Source organism: Peribacillus asahii, assembly GCF_004006295.1.
Taxonomy (GTDB): Bacteria; Bacillota; Bacilli; order Bacillales; family DSM-1321; genus Peribacillus; species Peribacillus asahii_A.
On the sequence record NZ_CP026095.1, the window covers coordinates 2,552,659 to 2,564,495 of the forward strand.

The window sequence follows — 11,837 nt, forward strand, 5'->3', positions numbered from 1 at the left end:
TCTTACTATATCATTTTTCTTAAATTTATACCAACAGGAATTATTACTTTTCCATTAATTCAACAAATTCGTCAACAAGATCATTAAAGATACGTAAAGCATTAGCAATCGGTTCTGGTTTCGTTAAATCAACTCCAGCTTTTTTCAATAATGCAAGAGGCTTGTCGGAGCTTCCACTTTTTAAAAACGTTAAATAATTTTCTAATGCCTCTTTGTCTCCGGACAAAATCGTATCAGCAATAATAATCGCAGATGTATAGCCTGTTGCGTATTTGTAAACGTAGAACGGGCGATAAAAATGTGGAATCCGTGTCCAGCCGTATTTGACTTCATCATCAAAAACAAGATCTTCTCCATTATATGTTCGGAAAATGGACTCATATACCCCATTAAAGACATCAGCATTCAATGGTTCATCTTGCTCCGCTTTTTCATGAACTGTTTTTTCAAACTCCGCAAACATTACTTGTGTAAAGAACGTTCCTTTAAAGCTGTCAATAAAATGATTCAGTAAATGTTTTTTCTTATCGATTTCTTTTGTCGTCTTTAATAAATGACGGATTAATAAAATCTCATTGACTGTTGACGCCACTTCTGCAACAAAAATAGAATAACCAGCTGAAATGCGCGGCTGATGAGTAGAACTGAAATATGAATGCATGCCATGACCACATTCATGAGCTAACGTGAACACACTATCTAAATCATCTCGATGATTTAATAAAATAAATGGATGCACGCCATATACTCCAAGGTTATAGGCTCCCGAACGCTTCCCAGGTGTTTCGCGGACATCTAGATAACGATTTTCTTTAAAACTCGCTAATGTTGACGTGTATTCTTCACCAAGCGGCTTTAATGCTTCGAGCATAAGTGCATAGCCTTCTTCATAAGAAATTTCCTCTTTTGCACCTTGTACTAACGGTACACTTAAATCATACGCACGTAACTCATCGACCCCTAATACTTTCTTTCGCAATTGCATATATTTTTTCATTGGGGCTATGTTTTGTTTAGTTGACATAATCAAATTATCATAAACTTCTTTCGGTACTTCATCACTAAATAATGATTTTTCTAAAGCAGATGGATAATTTCTTAATCTTGACATATTGACATTATTGCGAATGGCTGCTGCAAGTGTGGAGCCAATCGTGTTTTTCAATTGAACATACGGTTTATAATAAGCTTTATAAGCTTCTTTTCGCTTATCACGATCTTCTTCCTCCATTAACTTCGCATACATACCACGTGTTAGTTCTACTTTGTCTCCGGATTCCGTTGTCACATTTCCAAACTTGATATCTGCGTTATTAATCATACCAAACGTTTTTTGCGGGGCTGACATTGCCTCACCAATTTGAGAAATAACCGCTTCTTGCTCTTTTGTTAAAACATGGGCTTTATATCGATAAGAATCCCATAAATCTTCTTCAAAATATTCTAACCCTTTCACTTCTGCTATGTAGCTCTTTAATGTAGATTCTTCCAAACTTAACAAAAAGGGCATAAAAAATGAAGTGGCCTGACTAATTTTTCTCCCTAATTGGCCCGCACGATCCAGCAAAGCTTGCGATTCGCTATTTCTTGTATCTAAATCCGTTTGCAGCATCGCATAAACATATAATTTATTGTATGCACTCCCAAGCTCTTCACTTGCATGAAGGTATTCATATAAATCCTTAGCATTATGAATCGCTCCATCATACGCTTTAAGCGGATCAATGTTCTTTGATACTCGTTCAAAATCCGCTTCCCATTGTTCCTGGCTTTCATAAATATCCGCTAAATTCCACTTTTCTTCTTCTTTTACTTCTTCACGTGTTTTAAACGTTTGCATAGCATCACTCCCTTTCTTATTCTTCTCTTTATTATAAGCGAACCACGGAAAAAAACTGCATGAAAAGCACCAGCATGGAAGTCATACTGGTGTTTAAACAATTTAAAATTTACTTGCTACTTGCGCTACTTTTTCTAAACCATCTGCAATGATTTCTTGAGCGCGATCTGGATATTGATTGTGCCCTTCAATCACGACTGTTTCTGGACTAGAAATGCCCCAGAAGTTAAGCATTACTTTTACATAATTAACGGCCATCTCTACAGAATTCATTTCTGGAGTAGAATAGTCAGAACCACGTGCATTTAATAAGACAACTTTCTTATCACCCGCTAATCCTACTGGACCTTCTGGGGTATATTTAAATGTTTTCCCTGATTGTGCGAGATAAGAAATATAAGTAATAAGCGGTGCTGGCACGGTAAAATTCCATAAAGGAAAAGCAAACACTACTTTTTCTGCTGCTAAAAATTGATTTAAGTATTGTTCCACTACATCCGCTGCTTTTGCTTCTTCCGCTGTTAATTCTAAGCCTTGGCCGCGTTTATATCCGCCCGAAATCGCAATATTCCCAAAATAAGGAATATTAAGTGCGAAAAGATCTAACTCTGTAATATCTTCATTTGGGTTTGCTTCTTTAAATGTGTTAACAAATGTTTCATACATTTTTGTACTAATTGCTTGATCCGCTGGACGGTCATTTGCTTTAATTAATAATACTTTAGACATATTCTGTTCCTCCACCTGCTGTATTTACCTAAAAAGCATATGTTGTCAATCCAAATATAACCGCTTAAAATACCTTGGTTTAAATACAATTACATTCTAGATATACATTTAAAATTACTACAAGCGATTTGTCTTTATAGTATCTATAACATTTCATTGATGTTAAAATCGAAATCGCTTTATTAATTTTCCTCTATTCTCATCTTACATAGCATGCAAAAAAACCCTTTTTCTAAAAAAGGGTTTTTTTTCGTATTTGTATATTAGTGTGATTGTGTAATTTAATCTTCTAATTTTGTAATCCAATTTAACGGATCTGCTACTTTACCGTTTTGGATTCCTGTTAATGTATCATATAATTTTTGAGATAATTCGCCTGTTTCACCGTTGTTAATGACCATTTGTTCCTCTTTCCAATAAAATTCACCAATTGGAGAAATAACAGCAGCTGTTCCTGTTCCAAACGCTTCTTCTAATTGACCAGCTTTATACGCATCGTAAACTTCTTGCATTGAAATACGACGCTCTGTTACTGGAACATTCCAATATTGCAATAATTCAATAATTGAAGCACGAGTAATCCCTTGAAGAATGCTGCCATTAAGAGCCGGTGTAACAACTTCACCGTTGATTTTGAAGAATACGTTCATACTACCTACTTCTTCAACATATTTCTTCTCTACACCGTCTAACCAAAGAACTTGTGAGTACCCTGACTTTTCAGATATTTCCTGTGCTTTTAAGCTAGAAGCGTAGTTACCGCCTGTTTTAGCTTCACCTGTTCCACCTCTAACAGTACGGGCAAAGTCTGTTTCCACCGCGATTCTAACTGGTTTAATTCCTTCTTTATAATAAGAACCTACTGGTGACATAATAATAATAAATTTATAACGATCCGACGGTGATACACCTAAGTATGGTTCTGTTGCAATAATAAATGGACGGATATATAAAGATGTACCTTCTTCTTGCGGAATCCAATCACGCTCGACACGAATTAACTCTTTTAATGCTTTTAAAGCGAATTCTGCATCTATCTCTGGAATACATAAACGTTCGTTTGATCTATTTAAGCGTTCAAAATTCTTTTCTGGACGGAATAAAAGAACTTCTTCCTCTTCTGTCAAATAAGCTTTTAATCCTTCAAAAACAGATTGTCCATAGTGAAAAATCATTGCCGATGGCTCTAATGTGAGCGGTTGATAAGGAACGATTCTTGGATCATGCCATCCTTGTCCTTGTATATAATCCATAATAAACATATGATCGGTAAAATTCTTACCAAATTGAAGTTGATCCGCTTGCGGCTTTTCCTTTTTTGTTGTGCTAAGCGTGATTGCCAATTCTTGTTCCTTCATTACCAAGACTCCTTGTTGATTTAATTTACTAGACTTTTGATTAAAATCTGTATTAATTATTTTACTCCTTCCATGAAGTAAAGTTCAACCCCTATATCACAAAATTTTCGGAAAATTTTTATTTTCAATTTGTAAATAGACTGAGAATATAAGAAAATTCACTTGTTATATATATACATTTATTTATAGTAATACAGACTAATTGTTATATAACACATGGAACAACTATAGTTTTTTTAAAAAAATCACCTGTAATATCATTTTATAATAGCTTTTTAGTAACACAGATGGCATAATAATTTGGGTGAAGTTAATTGTACTATATCAACAGGAATTTGTTTCACAAATTTACAAATGATTGAATTTAAAAGAACAACCAGGGGTACAAGATGGGTTACAATAATCCACAAGAAATGGCGAATATCGCCGTAAAAACAGGGGTAAAGAAAGTTTCAATGCCACTTTTAAGCATTCTCATTTTAGGTTTTTTAGGTGGCGCTTACATTTCATTAGGATACTTATTCCATATTCGCGTCGTTGCCGATTTACCGCATGAATGGGGTACACTGAATGCTTTAATCGGAGGTGCAGTCTTCCCGCTGGGCTTAATTCTTACAATCATCGCTGGTGGTGAATTATTAACAGGAAATATGATGGCTGTTCCAATGGCCGCACTCGCTAAGAAAGTTACAGTTAAACAACTGACAATCAACTGGACATTAATTACCATCACCAACTTTATTGGTGCTGTTTTTGTTGCCTATTTTTTCGGACATCTACTTGGATTAACAGGATCAGGCGTCTACTTAGAAAAAACGATTTATACAGCAACAGCTAAGGTAGAAGATAGTTTTTGGATGGCTTTTATCTCAGCTGTTGGTTGTAACTGGCTTGTTGGACTAGGGGTATGGATTACTTATAGTGCAGAAGATAATGCTGGAAAAATTATGGGTATGATTTTCCCAATTGTCGCATTCGTAGCTATCGGTTTTCAACACGTTGTGGCCAATATGTTTATCATTCCAGCTGCAATTTTTGCAGGAGCCTTAACGTGGACGGACTACTTCAGTAATTTCGTACCGGTATTTTTAGGAAACGCAGTTGGCGGCGGCATTTTAGTAGCCGGTTTATTCTTCGGAGCGTATATCCATTCTAATAAGAAGAAAACAGAAGAAAAAGAAATAGAAGATGTCCCTTACTTGAAGAAAACATCTTAAGCTTATATTAAAAACAAAGTCTCTATCATAACGATAGAGGCTTTGTTTTGGCATTCACTTGTATGATGATATGTACACATACAACTTATTTTACTATTCTTCTGCAAAAACGGATAAGCCGTTTCCAAAAACTCCTTTTCACCGGCTTTATGTTTACACTTTTCTGTTTTTTTTCTATATAAATATTATCTCGATCAATGGCGAACTCTTCTGCAAAAACTAACCCCAGGTCAGAGTTATGATCTTTATTTAACACAATTTTATAGCGAATATTGTGAGTCGTTGCCAATTTCACATATTTAATAAGGTGGGTATAATTCATATGACCATTTAAAAATACGCACGCTTTCGGATGTTGTTTGAATAATGGAAGAAGTTCTGTGTATACTTCTTTTTCTAGCACTTGTGCTTGAGTAAGCACCACAATAACGCGCTCTCGTAATGAACTAAGGTATTTTCGTCTTTCTGCTGGATTAATTTCCTTCTTTCCATACATTCCCTGCTCTAAATAATCCTCAATATTAGCTTTTGCCATATTCTCCACCCCCCATTGTTTACTTCAATGTATGAAATCATCCATAAAGTGTGTTTCCTAAAAACATATCCTGCTTTTATACCTATTTTAGCTTCTATTTGTCATCCAGATTCTTTACGATGCATAAAATAAAAGGATTCGCCAATTTAGAAGGATGGGAAAGAGATATGAAGAAATTACTCGTAGTGCTATTATTTTTCGTTTCTTGTTTTGTTTTTTACAGTCCGCCTGCCGGTGCCGCTTCAAAGCAATTGATTATCATTAATAAAACTACTAATCAATTAGCCTACTATGAGAATAATAAACTCACCAAAATTTTTCTCGTTGCGACTGGTAAAAAACCTTCGTACACCCCCGAAGGAAAGTTTAAGATTGTCAACAAAATTGTCAACAGACCGTACTACAAAGAAAACATTAGAGGCGGTGACCCAAGAAATCCTTTAGGGAACAGATGGCTTGGCATTAATGCAAGAAACACGCCGGGTAATACCTATGCCATTCATGGCAATAATAACGCCAGTTCTATTGGTAAATATGTAAGTGCTGGCTGCGTTCGCATGTACAATGAAGATGTAAAGTGGCTTTATTCAAAAGTAAAAGTAGGTACGCCTGTTATTATTACAAGCTCGTCTAAATCATTTAAAGCTATTGCCGCTGCTAATGGCTTTAAAGTGACAGGGACCGAAACAATGCCAGTTGGAACAGTCGATACAGTACTGAAAAAAGGAAGTCAAGGTCCTCAAGTTGTTGCGCTACAAAAGAAACTAACCTCACTTGGCTATTCAACAAAAGGAACAGACGGTATATTTGGTTCGAATACGGAAAAGGCCGTTAAAAAGTTTCAAAAGGATAACAACTTAACCGCGGATGGGGTCGTCGGCTCGCAAACGCGAAAAGCATTAAACTTCAATTAACGCTTTTGTTACTACTCCCTCCAACAAATATGTTATAATTCACCTAGAAATGGTAAATTCTATGCCGTATCTTAATTCTTTTTTTGGAGGTCTTATACATGTACGATGAACTTCTTGTTGGCATTATTAAGGGAGTTTTTGTTGTTGGATCTGTTGCTATGTTCGTTATGCTCGGCTTTATTAAAGGCCGTCAGTCTTAATCCTCATCTTACAACCAAGAATAATGCATCAGGATTAGCCCATTCATGCGTATGTACCTTCATGACAATCTTATCATAACTTCGTATAAAGCTCCTTCAAGTGAGGAGCTTTTTTTCTTTGTTAAAAAGAGCCTATCACTCAACTTTTTTAACAAAGAAAAAAGCATGCACACATTGTCATGCTTTCACTCATCTCTTGTTTTTTCCAATACTTGATCAATATCGTATATATGAAACGTATGAAGTTGATTTGCAACCGATTCTGTCTCTATATCTACCGTCGCTAACAATAATTGATCGATATCGATTATTCTCAAATCAAATCTCTCCCCTTTAATTTATGTTCTATTACACGATACGAGATCATGGTTAAACAATGTGGGGGTAACTTCTTTAATGTAATAATTGTTATTTACTTGTTACAGATTTGAAACGAATCTTGTACGCTTTTACGCTACAAATACAGAGTGAAGCATTTTTTCTAATTTATAAAACGTACCACTGCAAATATCAACATATGGCATGTTGTGAAAAATCGATTTTTTTCCAAGATGATAATGTTCTTTCTCAGGAGAATATACAATAATCTTTTTCTTTAAAGCAAGCGCATAGCCAATCGTATACAAACTCCCTTTTCCAGCCTTGAGAAACACTAAAATAAAATCAGCCTCTTCTATCATTTGCTCTTCCGACTCACCTATGTTTACAGTATTAGACTTACAAGATGTTTGGCTTAAATCATTCAAACAATTGTAGCCTCTTGTTTTGAGCTTCTTCACTAACGAACGCACTTGCTTTTTATTTTTTTCATCCGTTGCTAAATAATATTGCACAAATATCCCCCCGTTAATAAGTCTTATTACTTGTTACCTATATAATTTATTCTTTGCAAAAAACAAAATATCCTTTATAAAAAACAAAAACCTTATCCATATAATAGATAAGGTTGAAAATCCGACTAGGATGTTTAGTACTTTTTTCAAAACCGACATTTAAGCCAAGCCTTTTCGAAAAAGAACATTCTTATATATATTTAGCATCTTCAAACGGTGCATAAAAATGACCTTTGGGTGCCAACATATCTGTCTCCGATACACGTTGTTCTCCATTTACTTCATATGTACCTGCTGGATAGTAATCAAAGTAATCACTTTCTATATGAAGCTTTACAAAATATTCGTTCAAATCATCCATTAACTGTTGATATTTTTCACGATTGATTACTTTCCCATATTCATCAACCTGAAAGTTACGGTGAATTGCATCTTGAAGCAGTTCATGATGTGATGCTGTAATATACAAATCAACATCCCCACATTCCATGCATAATAATAGCCCTTCTTCTTTCACTTCCTCATAGGAATCTTGCACAAGTTCTTTTAAAATCGCCTCAATTTGTTCTACATTCACTAAGTCAACTGTCGTTTGCAGCACTCCTACCCCTCCTCATCTAAAATAGTAACGATTCAACAAGATCATTTAACATAGCTAAAGTAATTAAGTAAATTTTATAACGTTCTGCTCAAAAAGTCTTTTCTGAAGTTTTAGAAATAACTGTAAATTTATAAAATCTATAATAATATAAGGAAAACAATTGGCAAAGTAACCAAACTTAAGACCGTACTAATAAATGTTACGCTAGAAACAAACTCGGGTTCTGTTTCAAATTGCAGGGCGTACATCGTCGTATTAGCTGCAGATGGCATCGCGGCAACAATAATCATAATTTGTTTAACGACTTCATCTACAGGGAGAATCAGGGTTAGTAAAAATGCGATTGTTGGCGAAATCGCTAATTTAAGGAACAAAGCAAGCGAAATTCTTCGTACTTTCATTTTTCGTAACGAAATGGTCGCTAACTGCATTCCTAGTACAAGCATTACGGTTGGGATCGCTGCATCCGCCACAAGACTAATAGCTTCCATAATCGGTTTACTTAATGGGATATGGAAGAAATGAAACAGCCAACCCGCCATTGCACCATATACAATCGGCATTCGTCTGACGGCACGAAGCGCAGACTGAATTCCATTTCCTTCAGGGCTTCCCTTTGCTGCATAATAAATCCCAATCGTACACATTACAAGCTGTTGACCGACCATCAGGACAATTGCATAATCTAAACCAACAGCACCAAATAATAAGAAAATAACCGGTGTGCCATAATTTCCATTATTCATAAATGCAGAAGCCAAAATCAAGCTGCACGTTTCCGTTCGCGAATACGAGCGAATAAACGAAACAATATAGACAATTAAAACGAGCGATATACAAAGAATAAATGTAAAGAAAATTAAAAATAAATAATCCGTATTAAATTCCGTTGTATAAAAAGTGCGAAAAACAAGAAAAGGTGACATTAAATAAACAGACACCGTTGAGATTGCTTTTGGTTCTAAATGAAATTTCTTCTGACCGATAAACCCCAGGACAAATATACTAAAAATAGGCAATAATACACCTAAAAACTCCAATTTCCTCACCTTCACTACTAAAATATTTATATCCAACTCTATCACTTCCTATAACGAAAGTAAAATTAGGCTAGGATACATCCCCTCTTTATACACACTTAGCATGTCATTAAACCCATTTCATGGTAATATGTATATATGAGTTATGTTACAAAATTTAACATTAATATTCATAACGAAAAGGAGTGTTAAACATGGATGTAAAATTCATGGATATGGCTGTTCAACTAGCGAAAGACAATGTGTTAGCAAAAGGCGGCGGTCCCTTTGGAGCCGTGATTGTTAAAGATGGAAAAATTATCGGTAAAGGATGTAATAATGTCACAACAACAAATGACCCAACAGCCCATGCTGAAGTTCAAGCCATTCGCGATGCATGCAACAATTTAAATTCCTTCCAACTAGACGATTGCGAAGTGTATACAAGCTGCGAGCCTTGCCCAATGTGTATCGGTGCTTTATACTGGGCACGCCCAAAAGCCGTTTATTATGCTTGTACGAAAGAAGATGCTGCTGCAATCGGTTTCGATGATCAATTTATCTATGAAGAGCTAGAACTCCCCATCCATCAACGCTCCTTACAAATGAAAAAGCTAGATTCTCCACACTATGATTTACCGTTTAGAACGTGGGAAACTTTCAGCGATAAAGTAGAATATTAATTCAAAGCTTTGTTAAATAATATTATTGATCACACAAATAAGCTAAACTCAACCGTGTACCATAACAGAGTTTAATTCATAAAAAGATGATGTAACAAAGGAGTGATGGACCGATGGATCAACGTATGTTGCAAAAACGAATTAACGTAGCTTCCGGGAAAGAAGCGGCTGATTGCGTCATTAAAAATGGAAAAATTATCGATGTGTTTAACGGAAATATCTTTGAAGGAGATATCGCCATTGTGGACGGCTTTTTTGCCGGCATCGGAACATATACGGGTAAAAAAGAAATCGATGCCGAAGGAAAGTATGTATCACCATCCTTCATTGATGGACATGTTCATATCGAATCCTCCATGGTTCGTCCTTCAGAATTTGCGAAAGCACTGCTTGTGCACGGTGTAACATGTGTCATCGCTGATCCTCATGAGATTGCTAATGTTGCTGGATCAACGGGCATTCAATATATGCTGGACCAATCGGAGCAGCTCTCTTTTGACTTCTACTTTATGCTCCCCTCTTGCGTTCCTGCTACTTCTTTTGAACATGCTGGCGCGACATTAAACAGCTCAGATTTATTACCATTTTATCAGCATCCCCGCGTACTTGGATTAGCAGAAGTAATGAATTATCCAGCTGTCGAAAGTTGTGATGCTGATATGTTACAAAAATTAGCAGATGCAAACTCCTTGCATAAAAAAATAGATGGTCATGCCGCGGGATTAACAAACCAACAGCTAAACGTGTATGGGAGTGCTCATATTACAACTGATCACGAAAGTACAACAGCCAAAGAGGCTCAGGCACGACTTCGAAATGGTATGTATTTAATGCTTCGGGAAGGTACCGTTGCCAAAGACTTAATCAATCTTCTTCCCGCTATCAACCAAAACAATATTCACCGCTGCTTATTTGTCACAGATGACCGTCATCTAGATGATATTCATCATGAAGGAAGCATCGATTATAATGTTCGCCTAGCCATTACACACGGGATTGAACCGATTAATGCAATTAAAATGGCCTCTATTCATACAGCACAATGTTTTGGATTAGCGAATCAAGGAGCCATTGCTCCTGGATATAAAGCGGACTTTTTATTACTCAATGATTTATCTTCCATTAATATTGATTCAGTTTATAAAAGTGGAGAACTAGTTTGTGCACAGGGTGAACTGATTCCTTTTCCGGAAGTACAACCATTGGGCATAGAAGATTCATTGAAAAATACCGTTCATTTTCATGAGTTACAAGCAACGGACTTTGCTATTTCTTTCGCAAATAACTTAGCTAATATTATCGAAATTATCCCAAATAGTCTTATTACAAAACATCTAGTCGAAAAAGTGAATGTTGACGATACAGGTGTATTTCAATATTCAAGCGATATCGATCACTTAACTTTAGCTGTGATTGAACGACATCATCATACAAAAAATATAGGGCTCGGCATTGTGAAAGGCCTCGGATTAAAGTCAGGGGCCATTGCGACAACGGTTGCTCATGATTCCCATAATTTAATCATCGCGGGAACAAACAACGAAGACATGGCGATAGCTGCTCGAACGATTAAAGAAATGCAAGGCGGTTTAGTCGTCATTCAGCATGGTGAAGTATTGGCCTCATTATCACTACCGATTGCTGGTTTAATGTCGACCTCCCCCTATCAACAAGTAATTACGAAATTAGCAGAAATAGATCAAGCACTAACCAAATTGAACGCAAGTCAACAATTTAATCCGTTTTTAACACTTGCATTTTTAGCATTGCCTGTCATTCCTGAAATTAAATTAACTGATCAAGGGCTATTCCTTACTTCTTCTTTTTCTCATATTCCAATTGAAGCCGTATCGTCTACTTAACAGAATCAGCTTATGGTGTTCCTCTCTTTTGAGGGCACCTTTTTGA

12 protein-coding genes are annotated in these 11,837 nt (G+C 36.0%); 4 read left to right on the plus strand and 8 right to left on the minus strand.

All coding sequences use genetic code 11. The features are described from left to right. Window positions 1–43 precede the first annotated feature (43 nt). From pepF to BAOM_RS12360, 3 genes are all read right to left on the minus strand, one after another. Window positions 44–1,840: an oligoendopeptidase F gene (gene pepF / locus BAOM_RS12350; protein WP_127760518.1), complete on the minus strand. Its 1,797-nt coding sequence runs from the start codon at window positions 1,838–1,840 to the stop codon at window positions 44–46. A 102-nt stretch (window positions 1,841–1,942) separates the two neighbouring features. Then, a complete protein-coding gene (locus BAOM_RS12355) occupies window positions 1,943–2,569 on the minus strand; it encodes an FMN-dependent NADH-azoreductase (RefSeq protein WP_127760519.1) in 627 nt (208 codons plus the stop codon). 281 nt (window positions 2,570–2,850) lie between these two features. After that, on the minus strand, window positions 2,851–3,927 hold the full coding sequence (locus BAOM_RS12360; RefSeq protein ID WP_127760520.1) for a branched-chain amino acid aminotransferase: 1,077 nt from the start codon (window positions 3,925–3,927) through the stop codon (window positions 2,851–2,853). A gap of 389 nt (window positions 3,928–4,316) precedes the next feature. Between BAOM_RS12360 and BAOM_RS12365 the strand changes: the two genes are divergently transcribed. Continuing rightward, on the plus strand, window positions 4,317–5,144 hold the full coding sequence (locus BAOM_RS12365) for a formate/nitrite transporter family protein (protein ID WP_127760521.1): 828 nt from the start codon (window positions 4,317–4,319) through the stop codon (window positions 5,142–5,144). Between the two features lie 85 nt (window positions 5,145–5,229). On the opposite strand, the gene BAOM_RS12370 is transcribed toward BAOM_RS12365, so the two are convergent. Continuing rightward, entirely contained in the window at window positions 5,230–5,679 is a 450-nt protein-coding gene (locus tag BAOM_RS12370) for a YueI family protein (protein ID WP_127760522.1), read from the minus strand. A gap of 167 nt (window positions 5,680–5,846) precedes the next feature. Here BAOM_RS12370 and BAOM_RS12375 point away from each other — a divergent pair, with 167 nt between their 5' ends. Next, entirely contained in the window at window positions 5,847–6,593 is a 747-nt protein-coding gene (locus BAOM_RS12375) for a L,D-transpeptidase family protein (RefSeq protein WP_127760523.1), read from the plus strand. A 385-nt stretch (window positions 6,594–6,978) separates the two neighbouring features. Here the strand turns inward: BAOM_RS12375 and BAOM_RS25055 are convergent, their stop codons facing one another. The 4 genes from BAOM_RS25055 to BAOM_RS12390 form a co-directional block, all read right to left on the minus strand. Further along, window positions 6,979–7,110, minus strand: a complete 132-nt coding sequence (locus tag BAOM_RS25055) for a hypothetical protein (RefSeq protein WP_257467232.1) — start codon at window positions 7,108–7,110, stop codon at window positions 6,979–6,981. 132 nt (window positions 7,111–7,242) lie between these two features. Next, a complete protein-coding gene (locus BAOM_RS12380) occupies window positions 7,243–7,626 on the minus strand; it encodes a nucleoside 2-deoxyribosyltransferase (RefSeq protein WP_164853211.1) in 384 nt (127 codons plus the stop codon). A gap of 190 nt (window positions 7,627–7,816) precedes the next feature. Next, on the minus strand, window positions 7,817–8,227 hold the full coding sequence (locus tag BAOM_RS12385; RefSeq protein WP_252282406.1) for a hypothetical protein: 411 nt from the start codon (window positions 8,225–8,227) through the stop codon (window positions 7,817–7,819). Between the two features lie 137 nt (window positions 8,228–8,364). After that, window positions 8,365–9,267 (minus strand): AEC family transporter, encoded by a 903-nt coding sequence (locus BAOM_RS12390; protein ID WP_127762556.1) that lies wholly within the window; start codon window positions 9,265–9,267, stop codon window positions 8,365–8,367. 194 nt (window positions 9,268–9,461) lie between these two features. Here BAOM_RS12390 and BAOM_RS12395 point away from each other — a divergent pair, with 194 nt between their 5' ends. Next, window positions 9,462–9,929 carry a nucleoside deaminase gene (locus tag BAOM_RS12395; protein ID WP_127760525.1) on the plus strand — a complete coding sequence of 156 codons (468 nt, stop codon included), beginning with the start codon at window positions 9,462–9,464 and terminating at the stop codon, window positions 9,927–9,929. 113 nt (window positions 9,930–10,042) lie between these two features. Continuing rightward, complete coding sequence (ade, locus tag BAOM_RS12400; protein ID WP_127760526.1) at window positions 10,043–11,791, plus strand: adenine deaminase; 1,749 nt, start codon at window positions 10,043–10,045, stop codon at window positions 11,789–11,791. Window positions 11,792–11,837 lie beyond the last annotated feature (46 nt).